Genomic DNA, 24,117 nt, shown 5'->3' with positions numbered 1-24,117 from the left:
GGTGGCCCGGCGACCTGACAAACGTCGCTACACTGCCCCACCTTCATGACGCTCTCCGACGCCCTGGCCCTGCTGGAACGCTGCTTCACCGGGCTTGCGGAAGGTGCCCCCCGGCTCCGCGAGCAGGAAGACGCCCGCTTCGCCCTCCGCCCCAGCGCCGTGTGGCTGGAGTACCGCTGGCACGTCCATGAACGGGGGATTGCGGAGGTCTTCCTCAAGTGGCCCCGTGCTTCCACCGAGCAGGGCGCCGCGGCCGAGGCCACGGTGCTGCGCGTCCATCTGCTCGGCGTGTCACCCACGCTTTCCCAGCGTGCGGGGCAACTGCTCGTGGGCGGCACGCCGTCGAGGGATCGCATCATGGACCTCTTCGGCGATGACGGCGTGCGCCGGGAGTGCGTCTCCATGGGCCGGACGAACGTCACCGTGGAGCACTGGGAGCCGCAGCCCGGTCCGCGCCCGCTGCTGGACGATGCGCGCTTCACCTCGCTGGCCGAGGTGCTGGAGGCGCCGGACTCCACGCCCGAGGCGCGTCACGAGGCGGTGCAGCGGCTGGCTGACGAGCGAAGCCCTCGCGTCGTGGCGGTGCTGCTCGCGCTGGTGACGCGCAGGCCCTCGCTGATGGCGCTGCGGGTGTTGTCGGAGTGGGGCGTCGTGGAGGCGCGCGAGGCGCTTCAGCGGGACCTGGTCCAGGTGCGGCCAGACAATCCGGCGGACCTGTGGACCCTCACGGCGTTGGAGCGGCGGCTTCAGGCCTGGGCGGCGCTTCAGTGAACAGGGACACCTGACGCGTCACCTCGTCATGGGGCCGTCCACTTCGGAATCGCGGGTTCCGCGACGCCAGTCCCATCAAAGCTGGCGCGGCATCCGGTCGCCCCAGCCGAGCCGCCGACGCGCGCGCACCCAGGGGATACGCGCGCGCCTTCGCCTGCTCACGCCGCGCCGGGCACGCGGGGGCCGAGCACGTCGCGCAGCGCGTCCGTCACGGTCAGCTTCGGGGCCCAGCCCAGCGCCTTCAGCTTGTCGGGAGCGCCGACGAGGCTGGGGATGTCGGAGGGCCGCAGGCGCGCGGGGTCCAGCTCGATGCGCGCGTTGACGCCCGCGAGCGACAACATCTCCTCCAGCAGGCTGCGGATGGTGCGTCCCTCACCGCTGCCGATGTTGTACGCCTGCCCCGGCTCCCCCTTGTCGAGCAGCAGCCGGTAGGCCTCCACCACGTCGCGCACGTGCGAGAAGTCGCGCACCGCATCCAGGTTGCCCGTGCGCAGCACCGGGTCCACCGTGCCCAGTCCGATGGCGCGAATCTGCGCCGCGAACGAGGGCACCACGAAGGTGGGGTCCTGCCCCGCGCCCAGGTGGTTGAAGGGCCGCGCCATGACGACCTCCAGCCCGTAGCTGCGGTGGAATTGCACCGCGGCCAGCTCCGCTGCGGACTTGGAGGCCGCGTAGGGGCTCAGCGGCACCGCCGGAGTGTCCTCGGTGGCGCGCGTGCCTTCGGGCACCGGGCCGTACACCTCGCCGGAGCCCACCAGCACCACGCGCGCCTTCGGGACGCTCTCGCGCACCGCGGTGAGCAGGTGCACCACGCCCATGGTGTTCACCGCGAACACCCGGGACGGGTTGTGGTGGCTCTTCGCGACCGAGCTGAAGCCCGCCAGGTGGATGACGCCCTCGGGTTTCGCCTCGGCCACCGCCGCCTTCACCGAGGCTTCGTTGGCCACGTCGAAGTGCAGGGCGTTGCTGTTGATGCCCTCACCGCGCGGCCCGTGGGCCTCCACGACCTCGTCGCCAGCGGCGCGCAGCAGGGCGCACAAGTGCCGACCGACAAAGCCATCCGCGCCTGTTACCAGAATCCGCATCTACCGCTGCCCCGCCTTCACGCGCTCCAGGTCCGCGTCCACCATCATCTCCACCAGTTCCTTGAAGCGGACCTTGGGCTCCCAGCCCAGCTTCGTCTTCGCCTTGGCCGGGTCGCCGATGAGCAGGTCCACCTCGGCGGGGCGCACGAAGGCCGGGTCGATGAAGACGTGCTTCTCCCAGTCCAGGCCCACGCGCGCGAAGGCAATCTCCACCAGCTCGCGCACGGTGTGCGTCTCGTTGGTGGCCACCACATAGTCCTCGGCCTGCGGCTGCTGGAGCATCCGCCACATGGCGTCCACGTAGTCGCCCGCGAAGCCCCAGTCGCGCTTGGCGTCCAGGTTGCCCATGGGCAGCTTCTCCTGGAGGCCCAGCTTGATGCGCGCCACGTTGTAGGTGACCTTGCGCGTGACGAACTCCAGGCCCCGGCGCGGCGACTCGTGGTTAAAGAGGATGCCGCTCACCGCGAACAGGTTGAAGGACTCGCGGTAGTTCACCGTGATGTGGTGGCCGTAGGCCTTGGCCACACCGTACGGGCTGCGCGGATAGAAGGGCGTGTCCTCCGTCTGCGGAACCTCCAGCACCTTGCCGAACATCTCGCTGGACGACGCCTGGTAGAAGCGCGCCTCCGGGCGGGTGTGGCGGATGGCCTCCAGCATCTTCGTCACGCCCAGCGCGGTGAACTCACCGGTGAGCACCGGCTGGTTCCAGCTGGTGGGGACGAAGGACTGCGCCGCCAGGTTGTAGACCTCGTCGGGCTTCGTCAGGTTCAGCAGCGCCGCGAGCGAGAACTGGTCCAGCAAGTCGCCCTGGTGGAGCTGAATCTTCCCGTGCAGGTGCTGGATGCGCTCGAACTTCTCCTCCGACGAGCGGCGCACCATGCCGTGCACCTCGTAGCCCTTCGAAAGGAGCAGCTCCGCGAGATAGCTGCCGTCCTGCCCCGTGATGCCCGTGATGAGTGCGCGCTTGGTCGCCATGGTCTTTTCTGTGTTGGCTGGAAGACGCACTTTCTAGCCGACGCTGTCACCCATCGCCAACCGTTCCCGGCCGCTTCCTACTTGAAAGCCCGACGCCTCGTGCCAAGTTAGGGAGCTCCAATCGCTCTACCTGGAGGCGGTCATGCGCAACCCAACCCCCCTGGCCCTGGCGGCGCTGCTCCTGGGCACTCCGGTGTCCGCGCAGGTCGCCGTGTCGCCGACGTCGCAGTCCGAGCCCGACCCGTCCATCACCGGCGGGGTGCTTCAGGACGTGGCCCTCTGGGTGAGTCCCGGCGCCCCCGGCAGCAGCCTGTTCCTCACCGCCTACAACAGCCCCAACTCGGGTCTCGTCACCTTCGGCGTGGGGGGCGAGCAGCTGGATGCGGAGCTCGCGGATGGCCCGATGTCGGCCGTGGCCGTGCGGGACGAGTTCCCGCTGTCCGGGGTGCAGCAGACCCTGGTGGTGGCGGCCAGCAACTTCAACGGGCTGGTGGCCTACACGGTGGACCCCGACCGCGCGGACCGGGTGGTCAGCCTAGGCGCTGGGGGATTTGTGACAGGGACGCAGTTCTCCGCCGTGGCGCTCTATCAAAACCAGGACTCGGGCCGGTTCTATGTGTTCGCGGGCAAGTCCACGGGCGTGCTCCAGCAGTACGAACTGGCCGGGGACACGGGGCGCGTGACGGCCACCCTGGTCCGCACGCTCACCACGACGGGGCCCATCGCGGGTCTGGCCGTGGACGAGGCGTCGGACTCCCTGTTCGTCACCCAGCAGGGGCAGGGCCTGTGGCGCTATGCGGCGGCCGCGGACGCGGACGTCACCGGACAGCAGCTCTCCATCCAGGGCTCGGGTGGGCTCTCCGCCAATGTGGGCCGGGTCGCGCTGTACCGCGCGCGCAATGGCGAAGGGTACATCCTGGTCGCGGACACGGGCGCGGATGCGTTCGCCATCTACGAGCGGCGCGCGAGGACCTTCGTGGGCTCGTTCCGGCTGGCTGACGAGGATGGGGGCGTCATCCGGGCGAATGACCCAGTGGCCCTCGCCGTCTCCGCGTCGTCGCTGGGCACGACCTATCCCGACGGGCTCTTCGTGGGCAGTTATGCGTTCTCCAACCCGCAGCGCTTCCTGTACGCACGCTGGCCGGCGGTCGCCGAGGTCTTCGACCCCGCGCTTCGAATCGACACGCGGTTCGATTCGGACGGGGGGACGGACGGGGGCACGGACGGTGGCCCGGGGGACGGAGGTGGCTCCGGTGGTCCGGGGCCGAGGCCAGGCCCGGGCAATCGTCCCGAGGAGTCGGGCTGCTCGTGTGCTTCGGCCTCCGTGCCGGCCACCGCTGCGTTCGCGTTGCTCGCCCTGGTGCGGGTGGGGCGCCGGCGTCGCGACTGAAGCGCGTTGCCAGCGGGCGCGCGCCGCGCTGAAGTGCGCGCCCTCATGCGTTTCTTCCGACTCATCGCCCTCGCGTTGGCGTGCGGGGCCACCACCGCGTGCTCCGGCTTCTGGATCCGCGGCGCTCCGCCGGAGCCCATCCGCATCACCCTGGTGGGCATCAACGACTTCCACGGACAGGTGGAGCCCCATCGCACGCCACTGAAGGACGGCCAGGTGGTGGAGGAGGGCGGCGCCGCCACGCTCGCGGCCTACGTGGCGCGGCTGCGCGCGGCTAACCCGGGCGGCGTGGTGCTACTGGACGCGGGCGACATGTTCCAGGGCACGTTGCCTTCCAACCTCACGGAAGGGGCCGTCGTCGTCGACGTGTACAACCACTTGGGGGTGGACGCGGCCGCTATTGGCAACCACGAGTTCGACTATGGCCCCGTGGGGCCGGGTTCCATGGCGCAGCGGCCCGGGGATGATGCGCTGGGTGCGCTCAAGGCGCGCATCGGCCAGGCGCGATTCCCCATGTTGTCGGCGAACCTCCGCGACGCCTCCACTGGCGCGCGCCCCGCCTGGACGGGCAATGACGGCACGTACCTGATGAAGGTCAAGGGCGTGAAGGTGGGCATCATCGGGCTCTCCACGGAGGACACCCCCAAGGTCACCAATCCCGCCAACGTGTCGTCCCTGCGCTTCCTGCCCCTGGCGCCCGCCGCGCTGGAAGCGTCCCGTTCCCTGCGCGCGCGCGGCGCGGAGGTGGTGGTGGTGGTGGCGCATGCGGGAGGCAAGTGTGCGGACTTGAGCAACCCCCGCGACACGTCGAGCTGCGACGAGGGCGACGCGGAGATTCTGTCGATGCTGAAGCGCCTGCCGCCAGGCACGGTCGACGCCATCGTGGCGGGACACACCCACCAGACGATGGGCCACTTCTTCGCCCAGGTGCCCATCATCGAGACGACGGGGCTGGCGCGTTCCCTGGGCGTGGTGGAGCTGTTCGTGGACCCGGACAGTCGCCGCATCCTGCCCGAGCGCACCCGCATCCAGGCCGCCATTCCCCTCTGTGCGAAGGTGGACGCCACCCAGGGAACGTGTGACGGCCGCCGCCTGAGGAACGAGTCCCAGGTTCGCCTGGAGCCCGCGTCGTTCATGGCGGAGCCGGTGGTGCCCGACGCGCAGGTGGCGCCGCTGCTGGCGCCTGCGCTGGAGCTGGCACGGGAGGCGCAGAATCGCCAGTTGGGGCTCGTGGCGGCCACGCCCCTGGCCCGCGGCTACACGGAGGAGGGCGCGCTGGGCAATCTGGTGGCGGACGTGCTGCGTGCGTCGGCCAACGCGGACGTGGGGCTGATGAACCCGGGCGGCGTCCGCGCGGACCTGCCCGCGGGGCCGCTCACTTTCGGTCAGGTGTTCGAAGTGCTGCCCTTCGACAACACGGTGGCCGTCGTCACCTTGACGGGCCCCGAGCTGTCGCGGTTGCTGCACCTGGCCTATGGCAACGACATGGGCTCCGTCTTCGCCGTCTCCGGCCTCGAGGTGACGCTGGAGCGCTGTCCGGGGCCTGGGCGGTTCTCGGGAGTGGCCCTCTCCGGCGGTCAGCCGCTCGTGGTCGACCCCCGCAAGATGTATCGGGTGGCCCTCCCGGACTTTCTGGCGCGAGGCGGTGACGGGCTGGAGCCCCTCTTGAGCACCGTGCCACCGGAGCGCATCGAGATGACCCCCGTCGACGGGCTCGATTTGCGGGAAGCGCTCGTCGCCTACGGGAATGCCCGGGGCGGCACGCTGGAGGCCCCCGACTTGGGACGTGTCCGCTACACGGGTGTAGCAGAGTGTCAGCAAGAGGCGCGCTGAGCGCGTCCCGGCTGAAAATTCGGACGACGGCTGATCCGCTGGGGGTGAACGTAAGGACTCAACCCAGCGGAAGGACACTGAAATCGCGCCGGGGGCCGATTTTTCGGCCTGGGATCAGTTTCCAACGGGAAGCGGAGGTCCTACTCTAGTCCCTGCGAGTGTCCACTCCGAGGTGGCCCTGGGCCTGCGTGGGTGGACTCCCGTGAGCTGGAGGAACCGACATGCTCTACAAAGTGACCCCGATGATGGCGCCGCCTGCGCCTGAGAAGGCGAAGCAGCGTGAACCGGGGCAGGGCCAGCCGCGCAAGCGTCGCAAGTCCGCCGTCTACGACGCGGATGGTCAAGAGGTGCTCATCTCGCTGATGTGCATCAAGTGCAAGACGCTGAAGCCGCTGGCGCAGTTCGGCCTGCGGAAGATGGCGGATGGCGCCATCCGGAATCAGCCTTGGTGCCGCACGTGCCGCTCGGGCGCGGGCAGCAAGAAGCCCAAGGCGGGCAAGGACGCCGCCGCCGCGCCGGTGGAAGAGGCGGCCCCGGTGCTCCAGGTCGTGCCGGCCGCCGCGAGCCCCGAAGCGGGTGAAGCCCCCGCCGTGCCTGTCACCGCCGCGCAGGGCTGATCCACCGTCGCTGTCCCAGCTCCCGGGGGCTGGACCTTCCAGGTCCAACTCCCGCGGGAGCATTCCTTCCAGTCCTACGACAGCCGCAGACCGGCGGGGAGCGTATCCCCGAGCGCGCGAGCCTCGTCCGCGGCTTCCAGCGCCACGACTTCGCGCACCATTCGCACCCACGTCTCGGAGGCCTTCGCCGCCAGCAGGGCCTGGGCCGTGCGCTCGCGCAGGTCCGGGTCCAGATCGCGCGTGCGATCACCCGTGAGCCGCGCGAGCTGCGCCGCCGCGAAGGACGCGCCGTCAATCTTCCGCAGGTCCAACTCCAGCAGCAGCATGAGCCAGGCCTCGGCCGTGTCCACGTCCACCACCTTGTGGCTGCTCCCGTACAGGGGCACGCGCGCGCCCAGCCGTCCCAGGGACCAGGCCCACGGACCGCCGGACTTCGCCTCGGCCCTCAGCCGCGCGGCAATCCACCGGCCCAGCTCCGCCTTGTCACCCGGTTGCAGGTGCTCCAGCGAGGCCGCGGTGCGGACCATCTCCTCCAGGCCCTCGGGCTGGATGCCCTTGAGCTTCCCCGGCGGCGGCGCATCCGGTGGCACCTTCCGCGCCAGATGGGGCTGGAGGTACGCGTACAGCTTCTGCTGCCGCGCCTCGTCCAGTCCTCCCGCGATGCGGCGCCACATCACCCAGAACTCCGTCCACACCGCCTTGTCCGTGTGATGCTGCACCATCGCGTCGAACAGGCCGAAGGTCTGCTCCGCGCGCCAGCCGTCCAGCGGGTACCCGAAGCCCGGCCTCAGGCTGAAGCCGGTGAGGCTGTAGAAGACGCGCTCGTGGTCCTCCGAGCGCCGGCGCTTGCTCGCGCCCGCGAAGAGGGTACTCCACATCTCCCGCAGCACCGGCACGCGCCACGTCTCACGCGAGCCCAGGGCCTTCTCCAGCGTGCGCCCGAGCTGCTTCACGTCCTTGGGGCCGATGGGCAGCGGCTTGTTGCCGTAGACGCGCTCGATGTTGTCCTTTGCTTCGACGAAGCGCGCGGGCATCGACTCGGTGACGGTCAGCTCGTGCGAGCCGCCAGTGCCCCGCAGCTCGAACTCCAGGCGCCACCGCTCGTCCGCGACGTTGGACACGCAGTACAGCTCCAGCGTGCCAATCTCCGTCAGCGCCGCCTGGAGGTGCACGGGCACTTCGGCCACCTTGTTGGAGGCGCCCTTGAGCAGCGTGTGGATGGGCGGCAGCGGCTTGAGGTCCTCCACCAGCGGCACCAAATCGCCGGGCTTGTCGATGCGGTCGCTGGTGGTGGAGTAGAGCTGGAACTGCACCGGCCGGCCCAGGGTGAGCGAGAAGGGGCGCTCGCCCAGGTCCACCTTCTGGCCTTCCTCGAAGCCGCGGGGGATGAGGCACAGCGCGGGCTGCTCGGCGCTGTCCGCCGCGCGCTGCAGGCCCACGTAGTAGGCACGCGCCGCGCCGCCGCCAATGCGCAGGCCGTGGCCGCGCCGCACCAGGCCGTAGTACGCGGCGCCCCGGGCCACCGCGAGCTCCAGGGACTCGTGCCGCAGCAGGGGAATGCGCGGCGCGTTCGGCCACCACGCGGAGAGGGCCTCCACCAGCCGCTCGGAAATCTGGGGTGAGTTGAACACGCCGCCGTTGAGCAGGATGGCGTCCGGCCGGGGCAGGGCGCCCTCCGCCGGCGCCGTTTCGCCCAGCGCCGCGAAGCCCGCCGCCGCGTGCTGCGCGAGGAAGGCCGCCAGGTGCCGCGTCACCGCCGCGTCCTGCACGTAGGGCAGGCCCAGCTCCTGGAGCGCCATGCGCGCGGCGCGGCGTGGCCTGTCAGCGGGTGTGGTGAGTGGGAAGAAGCCGTCCAGCACCAGCGCCTGCGCCTCGTCGCGCGTCAGCTCCGTGGACAACGTGCCGCCCAGCAGCTTGCTGCCGCCACTCACCAGCGACACGCCGTGCTTCTCCGGCGGAGCGAGGCCGAGCAGCGCCTCCTTCGCGGTGCGCGCGGCCTGGATGGCCTGCGTCCACTGCGTGGCGGACAGGCGGCGGCCGTCCGTGAAGAGCTTCTCCTCCATCCGGCGCGCCAGCGCGGCGTCCATGTTGTCGCCGCCCAGCATCAGGTGGTCGCCCACGGCCAGTCGCCGCAGCATGGGGCCTTCGGGCGACACGCCCGCGTGCACCAGCGTGAAGTCCGTGGTGCCTCCGCCCACGTCCACCACCAGCACCAGCCGGACGTTGGAGAGCGTCTGCTCCAGGTCCGCCCGGTGGCGCGCGGTGTAGTCGTAGAAGGCCGCCTGCGGCTCCTCCAGCAGGGTGAACTTCTCCAGCCCCGCCTTGCGCGCCGCGCTCACCGTGAGGGCGCGGGCCGCTTCGTCGAAGGAGGCGGGGACGGTAATCACCACCTCCTGCTTCGACAGGGGCGCGTCCGGGTGCGCGTAATCCCACGCGCGGGCCATGTGCGTCAGCAGCAGGGCGCTGGCGTCCACCGGGGACAGCTTCTGGACGTCCGCGGGCGCGCCCCAGGGAAGGATGGGCGCGGAGCGGTCCACGCCCGGGTGGCACAACCAGCTCTTGGCGCTGGCCACCAGCCGCCCCGGCACGCGCGCGCCCTGCCAGCGCGCCAGCTCCCCCACCACCCACGGACCGCCGTCATCCCCCCAGGGCAGCGTGAGCGAACCCTCCGCCAGCTCGTGGCCGGCGGGCACGTACACGGTGGAGGGCAACAGGGCCCGCGGGGCCACCTCGCCCTGGCGGACGAGCTGCGGAAGGGCGAAGTCCTCCACGGGGGCACCCGCGCCCCGCGAGGGGTCCACGGATGCCACGGCGCAATGGGTGGTGCCCAGGTCGATGCCAACGATTCGCATACGCCTCCGATTGACGGATGGCTTTCTACTCCTTCATGCGGACGTTGAGCTCCAGCTTCCAGCGCCCGGGGCCATCCTTCTCCAGGCACCGGAGCTCCAGCGTCCCCACCTCCGTCACCGCCGCCTGGAGGTTGACGGGCGTCAGGTCGCTGAAGACGGAGGGCTGGCCGGGCATGGTCGTCTCGATGGGGGCCAGCTCCTCCAGCCCGCCGCTGGCCAGCTCGGTGTCGACGTCCTCCAGCATGACGCCCACCTTGTCGTCGCGCCGCAGGGACGAGGAGAAGAAGCGGAAGCTGGTGGGCTCACCGGTGACGAGCCCGAACTCCAGGGGCGGAACGTCCGCCTGCGTGCCTTCCTCCATGCCGAAGGGGGCCACGCAGAGCGCCTTCACGGGTGGCTCCATGCCGGGCACCGCGGGCATCGCCGTCTCCACGCCCACGTAGTAGGCGCGGGCCGTGCCGCCGCGGATGCGCAGGCCGTGGCCCTGGCGCACCCAACCGTAATAGGCGGCGCCTCGCGCCACCGCGAGGTCCAGGTCCGCGCCCTCCAGCTCCTTGGCGGGCTCGCCGCCATCCGCCGTGAGCCAGCCGTTGAGCACCTCCATGACGCGCGCCTTCAGCGGGCCCGCCTTGAAGACGCCGCCGTTGAAGAGCACTGCCGTGGGGTGGAGGAAGGCCTTGCCGCTGACGTCCACCGGCGCGTCCGGGCTGGCCGCGAGCGCCTGCGCCTGCCGGGTGAGGAAGGCGGCCAGGTGCCGGGACACCCCGGCGTCCTGGGCGTAGGGCAGCGCCATCTGCGCCAGGCCGGTGCGGCGCGCGGTGCGCGGCAGCTCGGTGACGGGCGTCACGGGGAAGAAGCCGTTGGTGAGGACGCGGTCCAACTCCTCGCGCGTCAGTTCCGTGCGCAGCGTGCCGCCGATGAGCGACGAGCCCCGGCCGGGGATGGAGATGGGCGCGCGCTCCATGGACGGGTCGGCGTAGAGCGCCTCCTTCGCCTGGCGGCAGCCATGGGTGAGGGCGTTGAACTGCCAGGCGTCCAGCTTCTTTCCCTCGGCCGTCATCCGCTGGTTCAGCGTGTGCGCCAGCGCCAGGTCCATGTTGTCGCCGCCCAGCAGGATGTGGTCGCCCACGGCCACGCGCAGCAGCTCCAAATCACCCGCGTTGTCGCGCACGGTGATGACGGAGAAGTCGGAGGTGCCGCCGCCCACGTCCACCACGAGGATGACCTCGCCGGGTTGCACCTGCCTGCGGAAGTTCTCCCCCATGGCCTCCAGCCACGCGTAGAGCGCGGCCTGGGGCTCCTCCAGGAGGGTGATGTTGGCGATGCCCGCGGCCTTGGCGGCCTCCAGCGTCAAGTCGCGCGCCGCCGCATCGAAGGAGGCGGGGACGGTGACGATGACGTCCTGCTCGGACAGGACGTTGCCGGACTCCTCGCGCTCGCGGGCGAAGGTATTGTCCCACGCCTCCTTGAGGTGGCGGAGGTAGCGCGCGGAGGCGTCCAGCGGCGACACCCGCTGCACCTCCTCGGGGGCCTGCCACGGCAGCAGCGCCGCGCGCCGGTCCACGCCGGGGTTGGACAGCCAGCTCTTGGCGGAGGACACCAGCCGGGTGGGTACCTTGGCGCCGTGCGTGCGGGCGAACTCACCCAGCAGGGTGCTGGCCTCCGGCTTCCACGGCAGCGCCAGGCTACCGGCGGGGAACTCCTGCGCGGAGGGCAGATAGAGGAAGGAGGGGAGCAGCGGGCGGGCCTCGATGGTGCCGGGCGCGGTCAACTGGGGGACGGGCAGCATGGACTGCGCGCCGCCGCGAGCCTTGCCCTCCTCCAGATTGAAGTAGGACACCGCGGAGTGCGTGGTACCCAGGTCGATGCCAATGGAATAGCGGGCCATATCGGACGAGAACTCCTGGAAGACGCGGGTTTGTTCGCGCTGTGAGGCCGTGGTGGCCGGCTCAGGAAAGCTCGACCTCCGCGGGAGCAAGCACGCGCGGGTCGATGGCCGGGCTGACGGTGGGCAGCTTCACCGCCGTCGTCATCCAGCCGTGGTGACGCAGGATTCCGTTGTAGGGCGGCTGGCCCGCCACGTTGCCGGTGAGGCGGATGCGCTGGGCGTCGAACCCGACGGGCACCGCCACCGAGTCCCCTTCCGACTGGGGCAGCACCCGCTCCAGCGTCAGGTACGTCTGGGCCACCTTGCGGCAGCCTTCATGGACGATGCGCGCCGCCGCGCCCACTTCCGCGTCGGAGAAGGCGGAGACGTTCTCCTGGAGGAAGTCCACGAAGCGGCCCTCTCGCTGGAGCATGCCCAGCAGGGACAGGGCGCTGGCGTGCTCGCGCTCGGGGGGCAGGGCAGGGGGCGGCTCGGGCGCTCGGGGCGTGGGCCGGACCTCTTCCGGCTTGGGAAGCGGGGTGGGGGCGGGGCCGCCCGAAGGGAGCTGGGCGAGCTGGCCAGCGTCATAGGCCTTGCTCGTGGGCAGCACGGCCTGCGCGAACTCGCGGGACACGAGGCAGCGCCAGAAGCACAGCCAGGCGAGCCAGAAGCGGGCGAAGAACGACAGAGAGGCGGGCTGGTCGGTCATCGGCACCGGATAACAAAGCCCGGATGCTTTGCAATTCGGCAGTTCGCCGGGATGCCCCAAATGCAAAGGGCCTCACGGTTTCCCGTGAGGCCCTTCGTTTGTTGCATGGTGGAGGTGGACGGGATCGAACCGACGACCTTCGCATTGCGAACGCGACGCTCTCCCAACTGAGCTACACCCCCACAACTGGACTGCTTGCTGCGCCTTCGCGGTTTGGGGCCGCCGAAGTGGGATGGGCTAGTACCGGAGGCCCTTCACCGTGTCAAGCGCAAGCTGCCAACATGGATTCCGGCGATTGACGTGCTGCGTACCGGGTGCCATAAAAACCCTTCTTGTCAGGCGTATCCTTCCCGCCCGTTTAGCTGCCCCCCGTTAATGTCTATCTCCCCTTCGAAGACGTTGAGCCCGGCCGAGCTCGCGAAGCTTGAACATGCCTTTGCCTCCGACCCTTCGTCGGCGGCCTACAAGCCTCTCGCTGAAGCGTACCTGAGCATGGGCCGCTTCATGGAGGCGATGGTCGTCTGCAAGAAAGGGGTGAAGGCCCACCCGAATGCTGCGGACCCCCGCCTCCTGCTCGCCCGCGTCTATGCGGAGCAGGGCAAGGACAAGAAGGCGCTGGAAGAGGCGCTCGGCGCCCTTCAGGTGCAGCCCGACGACAAGGTCGCGCTGCGCATGGCCGGCGCGCTTCAGCTGAAGACCGGCGAAGCGGAGCCCGGCAAGGCGAACCTTCTCAAGGCCTACACCGCGGACCCGGGCGACCCGGACACCGTCACGCTGCTCCAGCAGCACAAGATTGAGCCGCCGCGGCCCGCCGCGCCGGCTCCGGTCTCCGCGCCAGCTGCTCCTGCTGCGCCCGCGACGCCGGGCCCGTCCGCCACCCAGCAGTCCGCCGCCGCGCTCTCCAGCGTCGCGGCCACGGCGGGGACGGAATCGCCCGCGGGGAAGCCCGCCGCCACCCAGGCCGCGAAGCCCGCGTCCACCGCGCGCGCGGAGGCTCCCGCGCCGCGTCCCGCTCCTCAGCCGCGCCGGCCCCAGGTCGTCGTGGAAGAGGTGGATGAGGACGAGGACCACGAGCCAGTGCCCCGCCGCGGCGGCTCCTCGGGCGGCAAGGGCAGCAAGATGGTGACGCTGGGCCTGCTGGTGGCCATCCCGCTGTTCGCCATCGGCTATGGCTGGTACTCGGCCAACGCCCGCACGAAGTCGCGCGAGCTGAAGAAGAGCCTGGATGCGGCCAGCGAGCTGCTCAAGCACGACTCCTTCGACAGCTACAAGAAGGCCGTTGAGGCGGCGGACCAGGCGCTGGAGGTGGACTCCGATTCCGCCGTGGCGCACGGCTACCTCGCCTACGCCTGGGCCATTCGCTGGGGTGAGCACGGCGGTGGTGACGATGCGCGCCGCCAGGCCGAGGAGCACCTGGCCGCGGGCAAGAAGAGCGGCGAGCTCAGCTCGCACCTCATCGCGTCCGAGGCGCTCATCCAGACCTACAGCGGCAAGGGCAAGGACGCGCTGGGGCAGCTGGAGGAGAAGGTGAAGGGCCTGGACGCGCAGGGCCGCTCCAGCTCGCTGCTGTACCTCACGCTGGGCCTCATCCAGATGAACGCGGGCGACCTGGATCGCGGCCGCGACAGCCTGGACCGCGCGCAGGGGCTGTCTCCGGATGACCCGCGCACCTACGCGAGCCTGGGCGCGGTGTACCGCCGCCTGGGACAGGACGCCGCCGCCTGGCGGAACTACGACTCCGCCCTCCGGTATGAGAAGGACCACCCGGAGTCGCTGCTGGGTCGCTCCCTGCTGATGCTGGAGCAGGACTCGCCCAACTTCGGGCTGGCCCACACCATGCTCAAGAAGCTGCTGGAGTCCGACCCGCCGCCGTCTCCGCGGCAGCTGGCCGCGGCGCACCTGGCGCGCTCGCTGCTCGTCAGCCGCGTGTCGGCGGCCATGGTGGACCTGAAGCCGGACATGCAGCAGAAGCTGGTCGAGGCCACCGCGGTGCCGCAGGACAAGGACAAGGCCCGCTCGGAGATGCTCAAGAGCGAGGAGACCGGCTTCTCGCTCGACAAGCAGAACCCGGAGCTGCACCTCATCAAGGGCCGCCGCCTGCTGGCGGAGGGCAACTACGACGCGGCGGCCGAGGAGATTCGCAAGGCCATCCGCATGGACGCCTCGCGCGCCCAGTTCTACGTCGAGCTGGCCAAGTCGCTCATGGGCAAGCAGGGCGGCGAGAAGGAAGCCGCCGAGGCGCTCCAGACGGCCCTGAAGACGATGGGCGACAGTCCGAAGCTGGTGGTGATGCTGGGCAACGCGTACCGCCGTCAGGGCAAGCTGGATGAGGCCCTGGCCCAGTACCAGCGCGCGGTGAAGGACCCGAAGGCCAAGAACCCTGAGGCCCGGCTGGCCATGGGCGCCATCTACCGCGAGCGGTCCAAGTGGGACCTGGCGCAGGAGCAGCTGGAGAAGGCGAGCCAGGAGTTCCTGGGGCAGTCGGACCGCGCGGCCATGGCGCTCACCGAGCTGGGGCGCGTGTTCCAGGGCAAGGGCGACGCGGCGAAGGCGGATGAGACGTACCAGCGCGCCCTCAATGCGGACGAGGCGTACTCGCCGGCCTACTACTTCTACGCCACGCTGCTGGCGAAGGACTCGAAGCAGGGCGCCAAGGCGAAGATGCTGGCCCAGGAGTACCTGAAGCGCGAGCCGAGCGGCGAGCACGCGTCCGCGGCCCGTTCGCTGGCGGGCGGCTGAAACACCACGGTTGCCTTCCAGGCGCCGGACAAGCGGGGCTGATGCGCGCGGGCAGTTGAACGCGCGGTCAGCCCCGTTGTCGTGGTTGCCGCCCCCACCACCCTGACGCTATGCCCGAGGCGTTTGTCTCCCCCGACGCACCTGGGTGGGACGGGAGTCCGGTGTCGCCCTGGTGACTCACGGGGGCCAGCCGGGCGTCCGTCCGCCGGAGTCTCCCAGGGGCGCCGTGTCCTTGCCCACCCCCGGGTGGTGCCTGTATGGGGAAGGCCGTTACCGCGCCGGCAGCGTGTCTGTCGTGCCTACCTCTGGAGTCTGTGTGAACGCGCGTGCCGAGTCCTTGCCGACAGTCGCGTCCGACCTGATCTCCCTCACCAAGCCGCGCCTCTCCACCCTGGTGCTCGTCACCGCGGCGGGTGGCATGTGGCTGGCGCCCGGCCACCTGGGCGCCGTCAACGCGCTGGTGACGCTGCTGGCCACGGCGGGAACCGTGGGCGCGGCCAATGCCCTCAACTGCTACTGGGAGCGGCACAGCGACCAGTTCATGGACCGCACCCGCAACCGGCCGCTGCCCTCCGGGCGCATGGAGCCGGCGGTGGCGCTGTGGTTCGGCATCTCCCTGGCGGCCGTGTCGATTCCGGCGCTGGCCCTGGGCGCCAACGTGCTCACCGCCGCGCTGGGCCTGGTGGCGCTGCTGAGCTACGTGCTGGCCTACACGCCGCTGAAGGCGCGCACGTCCGCGGCCATGCTGGTGGGCGCGGTGCCCGGCGCGCTGCCTCCACTCATGGGCTGGACGGCGGTGACCAACCAGATGGACGCGGGGGGCTTCTCGCTCTTCGCCATCATGTTCCTCTGGCAGATGCCGCACTTCATCGCCATCGCGCTCTTCCGCAAGGAGGAGTACCGGGCGGCGGGCCTCAAGTCGGTGCCGCTGGAGCGGGGTGACGAGTCCAGCCGCGCGCAGGTGGTGCTCTACCTGGTGGCGCTGATTCCGATGACGCTCCTGCCCTTCCAGCTCCACATCGCCGGCGCGTGGTACCTGGCCGCGGCGGTGCTCCTGGGCCTGAGCTTCCTCGGGCTGGGGGCGTGGGGCTTCTTCCGGCGGCTGGGAAACACCTGGGCCCGCCAGACGTTCTTCTTCTCACTCATCTACCTCACCGGCCTGTTCGCCGCGCTGGCGCTGGACCGAGTTCCTCGCGAATAGCGTCCGGGGCGAACGGGGGACGCCCGCTCATGCCCGAAGTCCTGCTTTCCACTGCCACCTCTCAACCGCTGCTCCAGTTGGAGGGGCTCACGCGTCGCTTCAAGGGGCGCACGGCCGTGGACGGCCTGTCCCTGTCGGTGCGGCCGGGGGAGATTCTGGGCCTGCTGGGCCCCAACGGCGCGGGCAAGTCCACCACGTTCCAGGTGCTGGCCGGGCTGCTGTCCCCCGACGCGGGCCTCGTTCGCTTCGAGGGCCGGGAGCTGTCGCTGAGCGACCCGTCGCTGCGCCGGCAGATGGGCATCATCTTCCAGCGCAGCAGCCTGGATGACCTGCTGACCGCGCGGGAGAACCTGATGCTCGGCGCCCGGCTGTATGGCCTGGGCGGAGAGCGGGCCCGCGAGCGGGTGGAGGCGATGCTGTCGCTCATCGGCCTGGCCGACCGTGGCGCCGAACGGGTGTCCACGTGGTCCGGTGGCATGCGCCGGCGCCTGGAACTGGCGCGGGCCCTGGTGCACCAGCCGCGCGTCCTGCTCATGGACGAGCCCACACAGGGCCTGGACGAGGCGGCCTTCCGTACCTTCTGGGCGCACCTGAAGCGCCTGCGCGACAGCGAGGGCCTTACGGTGCTGCTCACCACGCACCGCGCGGACGAGGCCGACGTGTGCGACCGGCTGGCGGTGTTGGACGCGGGCAAGCTGGTGGCGTGTGACACGCCGCAGGCGCTGGCCTCGCGCATGGGCGGGGACATCCTCTCCGTGGAGGCGCTTGAGCCGGAGGCGCTGGCGGCCGAACTGCGCGAGCGGCTGAAGCTGGACGCGAAGGTGGTGGAGGGGCGGGTGCAGGTGGAGGCCCCGCAGGGCCACGCGCTGGTGCCCCGGTTGGTGGAGGCCTTCCCCGCCGGGCGGTTGACCTCCGTGGCGCTGCGCCGGCCCACGCTGGCGGACGTGTTCCTCCAATTGACGGGGCGCGCGCTGGGCGCGGACGTGCCCACCGCAGACCCCGCGCCGAGGAGACGTCGATGAGCGCCGAGCTGTCCGCCGCCCCCGAACCGATGAACGCCGGGGCTCCGGCCGTGTCGTCTCCGCCTGGAACGCTCGCGCTTCAGTGGGCGACGGTGCGGGTCCTGATGATGCGGGACATCGTCCGCTTCTTCCGCCAGCCCTCCCGGGTGGTGGGGGCGCTCGCGCAGCCCGTCCTCTTCTGGTTCGTCATCGGCTCCGGCTTCGCGGGCTCCTTCCGAGTGGAGGGCGCGCAGGGCCTGGGCTACCAGCAGTTCTTCTTCCCGGGCGTCGTCACCATGGTGCTGCTGTTCAGCGCCATCTTCGCGACGATTACCGTCATCGAGGACCGCAAGGAGGGCTTCCTCCAGGCGGTGCTCGCCGGGCCGGGCTCGCGGCTGGCGGTGGTGCTGGGCAAGGCGCTGGGCTCGTCCGCCATCGCGCTGCTGCAGGCGTCGCTGTTCCTGTTGCTGGCGCCGCTGGCGGGTGTGAGCGCGGCCACGCTGAACGTGCCGTTGCTGCTGTCCGTCATGGTGCTGTCGGCGCTGGCGCTGACGGGCATGGGCATGTCGCTGGCGTGGTGGGTGCGCTCCAGTGCGGGCTACCACGCGGTGATGAGCATCGTCCTGTTGCCCATGTGGGTGCTGTCTGGCGCCGTGTTTCCGCTCAAGGGCGCGGACACCTGGCTGGCCTGGGTGATGCGGCTCAACCCGATGCGCTACTCCGTGGAGGGCGTGCGGCGGGCGCTGTACGGCGCGGAGGCCTCCGTGTCGCTGGGCGCGTCGTCGTCCTCGGCGGGGTTGGAAGTGCCGGTGCTGGTGGCGTTCGCCGCGGTGTTCGTCGGGCTGGCGGCCTTCAGCGTCAGCCGCCGGGAGTAGACAGCGGCCGTTCGCGGCGTCCCGGTGGGTTGGACATGCGCTGCCCCTTTCGCTACGAGGTGGGCAGACGCATCACCTGACTTCCCGAGGAGATTGCACGATGACGCTGCGCACGCTCGGCCTGACGTTGTTGGGGACCGCGGGGCTGCTGACCCTTTCTGCCTGCAAGAAGGAGGAGCCGGCCTCCGCGCCGCCCGCCGCGCCCGCCGCGAAGAAGGAGCCCCACGCGGCCTCGCCCATCCAGGCGCCGGAAGGTGCCGCCGCCGCGCCCGTGGCTCCAGCGGGCAAGGGCGTGGTGAAGGGCACGGTGAAGTTCACCGGCACGCCGCCCGAGGCCGCGGACATCCCCGCGAGCAATGACCCGGCGTGCGAAGGCATGGCGACGAAGGATGCGTCGGTCCTGGTGAATGACGGCAACCTCCAAAACGTGCTGGTGCGCGTGAAGGGCAAGGTGCCCGGAGCGCCTCCCGCGCCTGCCGCGCCGGTGGTGCTGGACCAGACGAAGTGCACTTACGTCCCGCGCGTGCAGGGCGCGATGGCGGGGCAGCAGGTGGCGTTCAAGAACAGCGACGGCACGCTGCACAACGTGCGCGGCATCGTGGGCACCAAGCCCGCGTTCAACGTCGCGCAGCCGCCGTCCGGCGCCCCGGTGGAGCGGCCGCTGCCCGCGGACGCGGACGTGCTGAAGCTCAAGTGTGACGTGCACCCGTGGATGTCCGCCTTCGTCGTCAGCAACGAGAACCCGTACTTCGCGACGACGGGCGCGGACGGTGCATTTGCACTCGAAGGCCTGCCCGCGGGCACGTACACGGTGGAGGCCTGGCACGAGACGCTCGGCACGAAGACGGCCGAAGTCACGGTGAAGGACGACGCGCCGGCCGAGGCCGCGTTCTCCTTCTCCGCGGAGGACGCGTCCGCGCAGAAGTGATGAACGCGCTACGCGGCGGGGCGGCTCTCTGAATCCGGAGGGCCGTTCTTCCGCACGGTGAAGCCCACCCGTGCGCCGCCGCCGGGGCGGTTCTCCGCGAAGACTTCTCCGCCGTGGGCGTGCGCGATGCGCTGGACCAGCGCCAGGCCCAGGCCCAGGGAGCCCGCCTCGCGCGCCTCGGTGCCGTGGTCCTTCCGATAGAAGGGCCGGAAGATGCGCTCGTCCTCGCCGGGCTGCAGCCCGGGGCCCCGGTCTTCCACGCAGAAGGCCAGGTGTTCGCCTCGCTCCTGGATGCGCAGTGCCTCGGCGCCGGTGCCGTGCTTGCGCGCGTTCTCCAGGAGGTTGGCCAGGGCGCGCCCCATTAGCGTCGCGTCTCCCACGAGCCCCGCGTGCTCCACCTCCACGGCCAGCAGGGAACTCGCCAGCCCCGCGCGCTCCAGGGCCTGCGTGGCCAGCGTCTGGCCATCGAGGACACGCGGGGTGAGCTGGCCGAAGTCCAGCCGGGAGCTGGCCAGCAGCTCACCCACCAGGGCATCCAGCTCCACCACCTCACGGTCCACCTGGTCCAGTGTCTTCGGGTTGCCGCCTCCGTCGCGGAGCAGCTCCGTCAGCACGCGCAGCCGGGCCAGCGGGGTGCGCAGCTCGTGGGACACGGCGGCGAGCAGCTCGCGCTGGTCCGCCACCTGCTTCTCAATGCGCCCCGCCATGTCGTTGAAGGCATCCGCCAGCACGGCGAACTCCCCTGTGACCTGCGGCGCGATGTCCGCGCGCGAGTCCAGCCGGCCCGAGCCCAGCGCTCGCGTGGCCCGCACCAGCTCATCCATGGGACGTGCGAGCCGCCGCGCGAGCTTCCCCGCGGCCATCCACAGCACCATGCACGACAGCGCCAATGGCAGCACCATCCGCAGCGGGCTCTTCGGACGGAAGCTGGCGTAGCAGGCGCGCACCGAGCCCAGGGTGATGCCATCGCGAATCACGGGCAGGTTGAACTCGGGCCGCCGGCACGGCACCTGGGTCTGCGCCAGCATCGCGCCGGACGCGTCCCGCAGCTCCACGCCCACCTGCAAGTCCTTCTCGATGGACGCCACCAGCGCGTCCCGCCGGGTGGGTTCGTCCCAGACCTCCTCGAAGCGGTGGCCCACGAAGGTGCGCACGCGGTCGCCTTCCTGTTTCCAGGTGCCTCCACCCACCAGGCTCATCACCGTGGCCACCACGGCGCCGGTGGCGAGGATGGACAGGCCGAACCACATGAACAGGCGCCGGTGCAGCCGGGCGCGCACGAAGCCCCCCAGGCGGCCCATGTGCCAGTAGCCGTGCGGCGGATGCCGGTGTCCCCATGGGCCGCAATCATGCGGGTCGCCCCACGCGCCCCAGCCGCGCTTGTGGCCCCGGGGCCTGCTGCGTTTCACGGGCCCTCCTTGGCGAATACGTAGCCCACGCCGCGCACTGTCTTGATGAGGCGGGTGCCCACGTCACCGAGCTTCTGCCTCAGGTGGGAGATGTGCACGTCCACGGTGCGCTCGCCCACCACCGTGTCGCTGCGGCCCGCTTCGCCCAGCAGGGCGTCGCGCGGAATGACGCGTCCGGCCCTGCGTACCAGCGCGACGAGCAAATCGAACTCCAGGCCCGTCAACTCCACGGCGCGCTCCTCCACGCGCACCTCGCGCCCGGCCACGTCGATGGACACGCCGCCCGACTCCAACCGGTCCGCCACCGCCGAGGGCTGTGAGCGACGCAGCACGGCCCTCAGCCGCGCCAGCAGCTCGCGGGGACTGAAGGGCTTGGGGAGGTAGTCGTCCGCGCCCAGCTCCAGGCCCACCACGCGGTCCGTCTCGTCGCCCTTCGCGGTGAGCATGATGACGGGGATGCGGCTCTTGGCGCGGATGCGCTTGCAGACCTCCAGGCCGTCCATGCCGGGCATCATCACGTCGAGCAGCACCGCGTCGAAGGCACTGGCCTCCAGCGCCGCCAGCCCCCGTCCGCCATCCGCCGCGTGGGTGACGCTGAGGCCGTTCTGCCCGAGGTACTGCTCGAGCAGCTCGTACATCCGGGTGTCGTCGTCGATGAGCAGGACGCGCGTGGACATGAACCGCCTTCTACTTCAGGGGGAGGCCGTGTGGATGGACACGCGGGTTGCCGGCGGGGGAGTCACCCCTCGCTGGCCGGAGGGCTCCCACCTGCCGTGGGGGCTCCATCCGTGTTCCCAGGCGCCGTGGTGACAGTGGCGGAGGTGATGGCGGTGACGGGCCACGCTGGCGAAACCGGAGGCATAGCCTCCAACGGTGCCCAGGGCGAGCAGGACGATGAGCAGACGGCGGCGCATGGAATCTCTCCTTCAAGGACGACGAAAGGGGGCGTTGGTTCGGGGCTCACACCCCACGCGCGTCATCGCGTCCCCAAGGGCCGTGGCCGTCCCCGTGGCGATGGCCGCCGCGGCCGAATGCTCCGCCTCGCCAGCCGCCGGGGCCGCCACAGCGGTGGTGCCAGCCGCCATGGCCTCCGCGCCAGCCGTAGGCGGAGCCGAAGCCGTGCTCGAGGAGGTCCGCGAGCTCACGGCGCTGCCGCGGGTCCAGCGCCTCATGGACCTGGGCGAGCGAGCCCTGCACCGTGCGGCGCACGTTGTCGATGGCGACATCGTGGCGAGTGAAGAGCTCGCGCAGCGCGGCGCCGTCGAAGTGCTCACCGCGCAGCGCGGTGCCCAGGGCGGTGCGGCTGGGGCCTGTCTCGTCACGGGCCTTGGCGAAGGCCTCCATGACATCGTCGGCGGCCTTGAGGAGGACCTTCTCCTGGCCAGGTGATGTATCCAGCCGCTCGAAGAGCCAGCGCAGGCGTCCACGCGAACTCCAGCGGCCCCTGCGGTGATACCCGTGGCGCCCGCCACGGACCGTGTAGATGAGGCCGGCGAGGCAGGCGGTTCCGAAGAGAAACCCGAACATGGCTCCACGCTCCCAATGAGGCCGTCCCCTGGGGGCGGCGCTGGTGGTGACGAGCGGGAAGGTAGAGGGCGGGTATGAAGGCCACGCCCGCGCGCGGTGAAGAAGTGTGAAGACGGCCCCGGGGGAGGGGTGGGGGGAGTGAGGGGAAGAAGACGCCTTGCGGCCCTGGTGGGAGGGACGGGGGAAATGGAGTGTCCGGTGGCGGACGGCTGCTTGCCCGGAAGGCGGTTGCCCGGTGGACAGGAGGCGCCAGGAAGTTTGTCGTTGGGGGGCCGGGGCGGTGTCCGCTCCGCACACGTCGATCGGGCAGCCCTTGGCGGCGGCCTCAAAGCAGAAGGAAGAAGGTCACATGGCAATCGGTACCGTGAAGTGGTTCAACGACGCCAAGGGGTTCGGCTTCATCGCGCAGGACAACGGTGAGGACGTGTTCTGCCACCACACTGCCATCAACATGGATGGCTTCCGCACCCTCCAGGAGGGGCAGCAGGTGGAGTTCGAGGTCACGCGTGGCCCCAAGGGCCTGCAGGCGCAGAACGTCCGCGCCGTCTGAAGCACCCGCAGGCCACCCTTGAGTGTGCCCGAGGCCCGGTCTCCCAGCAGGGAGGCGGGGCCTTCGCATGTCTGGCCCCTGACGCGCCGTGCTGGCGGCCCGTGCTGGGTGCCCGTCGGCTCCTGGATGCCTTCCTTACCTTTTTCGGCAGACGCGCGGCACATCCGCCGCCATCCAACGGAGACGAAGGCATGGGCGACACCAGCGTGAAGAAGGTGGAGAGTCGGCACTCTCCCAAGGGCGAGATGGGGCAGAAGTATCTGGCGTCTGGCGTCCGCCTGTCGATGCGGCTGTGGGAGGACGAACCGCCCGGAGAGCCGGCGCCCGCCACCGCGAGGGACTACGAAACAGTGGGCTTCGTCCTCAAAGGCCGCGCGGAGCTGCACCTCGAGGGACAGGTCATCCTGCTCAACCCTGGTGACTCCTGGCTGGTGCCTCGTGGCTCCAGTCACACGTACAAGGTGCTGGAGACCTTCTCAGCCGTGGAAGCCACCAGTCCGCCCGCGGCGGTGCACGGCCGGGATGAGGGCAAGGACGCGGGGACGAAACCGCCCGCGAAGGCGTGAGACCCGAGAGGGTCCGCGCTGCCTACTTGGGTTGAAACGGGGCCGGAGCGGCCTGGACGCTGCACGAATACCTGGGCTGGAGCCCTGCTTTGGGTTGGCAGACCAGCAGCGGAGACGTAGGGGCTCCCTCGTCGAGCGGAGCAGGGGGGCCGCTGAATGTGCAACTGGCACTGCTGTGGGTCCGCCAGTGGCACTGGTCTGCGGAGAGTGCTTCCGGAGGCTCCCACTTTGACGTGCGGCTCTTGTTTTCGTCGCACGCCACTTCAGCGCGCTCTGGCTCGACGCATCGGAATCGCGGGCCGTCGTCGGGGTATGGCCTCGATACCTCGAGACGCTTGCACCAGTGGAGTTGGACTTGCTGTTTGCAACGCGCGTCGACCGAATAGGCGGGCGTCTGAATCAGCTCGAACGGCTTGCCTGCCCATGACCTTCCCACCATGACCAGTCGTTGCCCATTCGAGGCGGCGTTGGAGTGGGTGAGAAACGGTCGACGGGCCTTCATCAAGGCGAGCGCCTTGCGCTCCTCATGCGGAAGGACGGGGGCCTTCCCAGGAGGGGAAATCAAGCTGCTTCCAATGCGTTCCACGTCGCAGGGGTCGCAGGACACGGATTCGCGCTGGACCACGGCCGGAATGGAAGGGAGTTTCCCCGTTGTGAGCCAGACCCACTCCGCATCATCCAGAGAGGCCATGGGCCGGCTGCGGGAGCAGTGCCAGATCAACCTGGGATACTCTGGCTCGGCGTAGATGAGATACACCGCTTCGTCCCGGAACCGGATTCGGCAGTCGCCTCCGCCACCCTGGGGAAGATTGAACTTCTCGCCCGTGACGACAGGGCCCTTGATGACCTCCAGGACTTCGACGTCCACGGTTCCTAAGTAGGGACCGCTGGGGACCGGGATGACGCGAGCTCGGTAGATGGCGCTCGCACGCTCACGCGCCACCTTGAGGTCGTTGTGAAGGTTACCCCCGCCCGCGATGCAAACGCACGCCTGCGCCGGTGTCGGCCACATGCAGAGCGCGAATGCCGCAGTGAGGAGGGTGAAGAGGTTCCTCATTCCCGGCAGTCTACCGGGAATGTGCGGCGTGTTGAGGTGGGGGCCGGGTTGGCGCTGCTCTCAGCGCAGGTCTTGGATGCGCTGCGCCATGTTCAGGTCAGTCTGGTCAAGCCACTGGATGCAGGATTCGGGGTTGTCCCTGAGCCCAGCTTCAACCAGGTCCAA

The 24,117-nt window shown here is 70.4% G+C and carries 19 protein-coding genes and 1 tRNA gene; 11 read left to right on the top strand and 9 right to left on the bottom strand.

Annotated elements, in window-relative coordinates; all coding sequences use genetic code 11:
- Positions 1–45: 45 nt before the first annotated feature.
- Positions 46–771, top strand: a complete 726-nt coding sequence (locus OZ403_RS28165; RefSeq protein WP_268782231.1) for a hypothetical protein — start codon at positions 46–48, stop codon at positions 769–771.
- 158 nt (positions 772–929) lie between these two features.
- Here the strand turns inward: OZ403_RS28165 and OZ403_RS28160 are convergent, their stop codons facing one another.
- Together OZ403_RS28160 and gmd are read right to left on the bottom strand one after the other, a co-directional pair.
- Entirely contained in the window at positions 930–1,856 is a 927-nt protein-coding gene (locus OZ403_RS28160; RefSeq protein WP_140794435.1) for a GDP-mannose 4,6-dehydratase, read from the bottom strand.
- Positions 1,857–2,831 (bottom strand): GDP-mannose 4,6-dehydratase, encoded by a 975-nt coding sequence (gene gmd, locus OZ403_RS28155; protein ID WP_011555292.1) that lies wholly within the window; start codon positions 2,829–2,831, stop codon positions 1,857–1,859. It abuts the gene before it with no gap.
- Between the two features lie 142 nt (positions 2,832–2,973).
- Here gmd and OZ403_RS28150 point away from each other — a divergent pair, with 142 nt between their 5' ends.
- The 3 genes from OZ403_RS28150 (at position 2,974) to OZ403_RS28140 (ending at position 6,671) form a co-directional block, all read left to right on the top strand.
- A complete protein-coding gene (locus tag OZ403_RS28150) occupies positions 2,974–4,221 on the top strand; it encodes a myxosortase-dependent phytase-like phosphatase (RefSeq protein ID WP_268782230.1) in 1,248 nt (415 codons plus the stop codon).
- A 45-nt stretch (positions 4,222–4,266) separates the two neighbouring features.
- The gene (locus OZ403_RS28145) at positions 4,267–6,054 is read left to right on the top strand and encodes a bifunctional metallophosphatase/5'-nucleotidase (protein ID WP_268782229.1); all 1,788 of its coding nucleotides are present in this window, start codon (positions 4,267–4,269) and stop codon (positions 6,052–6,054) included.
- 221 nt (positions 6,055–6,275) lie between these two features.
- Positions 6,276–6,671 carry a hypothetical protein gene (locus OZ403_RS28140; RefSeq protein ID WP_140794432.1) on the top strand — a complete coding sequence of 132 codons (396 nt, stop codon included), beginning with the start codon at positions 6,276–6,278 and terminating at the stop codon, positions 6,669–6,671.
- 74 nt (positions 6,672–6,745) lie between these two features.
- Here OZ403_RS28140 and OZ403_RS28135 read toward each other — a convergent pair whose 3' ends face one another.
- The 4 genes from OZ403_RS28135 to OZ403_RS28120 all read right to left on the bottom strand — a co-directional run bounded on the left by OZ403_RS28135 (position 6,746) and on the right by OZ403_RS28120 (position 12,281).
- A complete protein-coding gene (locus OZ403_RS28135) occupies positions 6,746–9,523 on the bottom strand; it encodes an Hsp70 family protein (RefSeq protein ID WP_268782228.1) in 2,778 nt (925 codons plus the stop codon).
- Positions 9,524–9,548: 25 nt separating this feature from the next.
- Positions 9,549–11,411, bottom strand: coding sequence for an Hsp70 family protein (locus tag OZ403_RS28130; protein ID WP_268782227.1), 1,863 nt, complete (start codon positions 11,409–11,411; stop codon positions 9,549–9,551).
- Between the two features lie 61 nt (positions 11,412–11,472).
- The gene (locus OZ403_RS28125; protein WP_140799523.1) at positions 11,473–12,099 is read right to left on the bottom strand and encodes a DUF2760 domain-containing protein; all 627 of its coding nucleotides are present in this window, start codon (positions 12,097–12,099) and stop codon (positions 11,473–11,475) included.
- Between the two features lie 106 nt (positions 12,100–12,205).
- Positions 12,206–12,281 (bottom strand) — tRNA-Ala (locus OZ403_RS28120).
- 193 nt (positions 12,282–12,474) lie between these two features.
- Here OZ403_RS28120 and OZ403_RS28115 point away from each other — a divergent pair.
- The 5 genes from OZ403_RS28115 (at position 12,475) to OZ403_RS28095 (ending at position 18,843) form a co-directional block, all read left to right on the top strand.
- Entirely contained in the window at positions 12,475–14,838 is a 2,364-nt protein-coding gene (locus OZ403_RS28115) for a tetratricopeptide repeat protein (protein ID WP_174258909.1), read from the top strand.
- 316 nt (positions 14,839–15,154) lie between these two features.
- Positions 15,155–16,039, top strand: coding sequence for a heme o synthase (gene cyoE / locus OZ403_RS28110; RefSeq protein ID WP_140794428.1), 885 nt, complete (start codon positions 15,155–15,157; stop codon positions 16,037–16,039).
- A gap of 29 nt (positions 16,040–16,068) precedes the next feature.
- On the top strand, positions 16,069–17,061 hold the full coding sequence (locus OZ403_RS28105) for an ABC transporter ATP-binding protein (protein ID WP_140856372.1): 993 nt from the start codon (positions 16,069–16,071) through the stop codon (positions 17,059–17,061).
- Entirely contained in the window at positions 17,058–17,915 is an 858-nt protein-coding gene (locus OZ403_RS28100) for an ABC transporter permease (RefSeq protein WP_140794426.1), read from the top strand. Before OZ403_RS28105 ends, OZ403_RS28100 begins: the two co-directional genes overlap by 4 nt.
- Before the next feature lie 100 nt (positions 17,916–18,015).
- Positions 18,016–18,843 (top strand): carboxypeptidase regulatory-like domain-containing protein, encoded by an 828-nt coding sequence (locus tag OZ403_RS28095; RefSeq protein WP_268782226.1) that lies wholly within the window; start codon positions 18,016–18,018, stop codon positions 18,841–18,843.
- Positions 18,844–18,851: 8 nt separating this feature from the next.
- Here OZ403_RS28095 and OZ403_RS28090 read toward each other — a convergent pair whose 3' ends face one another.
- The 3 genes from OZ403_RS28090 to OZ403_RS28080 form a co-directional block, all read right to left on the bottom strand.
- Positions 18,852–20,252, bottom strand: a complete 1,401-nt coding sequence (locus OZ403_RS28090) for a HAMP domain-containing sensor histidine kinase (protein ID WP_268782225.1) — start codon at positions 20,250–20,252, stop codon at positions 18,852–18,854.
- Complete coding sequence (locus OZ403_RS28085) at positions 20,249–20,929, bottom strand: response regulator transcription factor (protein WP_140794423.1); 681 nt, start codon at positions 20,927–20,929, stop codon at positions 20,249–20,251. Before OZ403_RS28085 ends, OZ403_RS28090 begins: the two co-directional genes overlap by 4 nt.
- Before the next feature lie 283 nt (positions 20,930–21,212).
- On the bottom strand, positions 21,213–21,779 hold the full coding sequence (locus OZ403_RS28080; protein WP_140799518.1) for a periplasmic heavy metal sensor: 567 nt from the start codon (positions 21,777–21,779) through the stop codon (positions 21,213–21,215).
- Positions 21,780–22,128: 349 nt separating this feature from the next.
- Here OZ403_RS28080 and OZ403_RS28075 point away from each other — a divergent pair, with 349 nt between their 5' ends.
- On the top strand, positions 22,129–22,329 hold the full coding sequence (locus OZ403_RS28075; RefSeq protein ID WP_011555276.1) for a cold-shock protein: 201 nt from the start codon (positions 22,129–22,131) through the stop codon (positions 22,327–22,329).
- 191 nt (positions 22,330–22,520) lie between these two features.
- On the top strand, positions 22,521–22,895 hold the full coding sequence (locus OZ403_RS28070; RefSeq protein WP_011555275.1) for a cupin domain-containing protein: 375 nt from the start codon (positions 22,521–22,523) through the stop codon (positions 22,893–22,895).
- The last annotated feature ends 1,222 nt before the right edge of the window (positions 22,896–24,117 follow it).

This window comes from Myxococcus sp. NMCA1 (assembly GCF_026810205.1).
Classification (GTDB): Bacteria; Myxococcota; Myxococcia; order Myxococcales; family Myxococcaceae; genus Myxococcus; species Myxococcus xanthus_A.
The sequence above is the reverse complement of the archived record's forward strand: the minus strand, read 5'-3'. Positions and strand labels throughout refer to the sequence as shown.

Excerpts from the sequence above, each read along its gene's own strand:
- OZ403_RS28165 (WP_268782231.1), top strand. The coding sequence starts at position 46 with ATGACGCTCTCCGACGCCCTGGCCCTGCTGGAACGCTGCTTCACCGGG.
- OZ403_RS28160 (WP_140794435.1), bottom strand. The coding sequence starts at position 1,856 with ATGCGGATTCTGGTAACAGGCGCGGATGGCTTTGTCGGTCGGCACTTG.
- gmd (WP_011555292.1), bottom strand. The coding sequence starts at position 2,831 with ATGGCGACCAAGCGCGCACTCATCACGGGCATCACGGGGCAGGACGGC.
- OZ403_RS28150 (WP_268782230.1), top strand. The coding sequence starts at position 2,974 with ATGCGCAACCCAACCCCCCTGGCCCTGGCGGCGCTGCTCCTGGGCACT.
- OZ403_RS28145 (WP_268782229.1), top strand. The coding sequence starts at position 4,267 with ATGCGTTTCTTCCGACTCATCGCCCTCGCGTTGGCGTGCGGGGCCACC.
- OZ403_RS28140 (WP_140794432.1), top strand. The coding sequence starts at position 6,276 with ATGCTCTACAAAGTGACCCCGATGATGGCGCCGCCTGCGCCTGAGAAG.
- OZ403_RS28135 (WP_268782228.1), bottom strand. The coding sequence starts at position 9,523 with ATGCGAATCGTTGGCATCGACCTGGGCACCACCCATTGCGCCGTGGCA.
- OZ403_RS28130 (WP_268782227.1), bottom strand. The coding sequence starts at position 11,411 with ATGGCCCGCTATTCCATTGGCATCGACCTGGGTACCACGCACTCCGCG.
- OZ403_RS28125 (WP_140799523.1), bottom strand. The coding sequence starts at position 12,099 with ATGACCGACCAGCCCGCCTCTCTGTCGTTCTTCGCCCGCTTCTGGCTC.
- OZ403_RS28115 (WP_174258909.1), top strand. The coding sequence starts at position 12,475 with ATGTCTATCTCCCCTTCGAAGACGTTGAGCCCGGCCGAGCTCGCGAAG.
- OZ403_RS28105 (WP_140856372.1), top strand. The coding sequence starts at position 16,069 with ATGCCCGAAGTCCTGCTTTCCACTGCCACCTCTCAACCGCTGCTCCAG.
- OZ403_RS28100 (WP_140794426.1), top strand. The coding sequence starts at position 17,058 with ATGAGCGCCGAGCTGTCCGCCGCCCCCGAACCGATGAACGCCGGGGCT.
- OZ403_RS28095 (WP_268782226.1), top strand. The coding sequence starts at position 18,016 with ATGACGCTGCGCACGCTCGGCCTGACGTTGTTGGGGACCGCGGGGCTG.
- OZ403_RS28085 (WP_140794423.1), bottom strand. The coding sequence starts at position 20,929 with ATGTCCACGCGCGTCCTGCTCATCGACGACGACACCCGGATGTACGAG.
- OZ403_RS28080 (WP_140799518.1), bottom strand. The coding sequence starts at position 21,779 with ATGTTCGGGTTTCTCTTCGGAACCGCCTGCCTCGCCGGCCTCATCTAC.
- OZ403_RS28075 (WP_011555276.1), top strand. The coding sequence starts at position 22,129 with ATGGCAATCGGTACCGTGAAGTGGTTCAACGACGCCAAGGGGTTCGGC.
- OZ403_RS28070 (WP_011555275.1), top strand. The coding sequence starts at position 22,521 with ATGGGCGACACCAGCGTGAAGAAGGTGGAGAGTCGGCACTCTCCCAAG.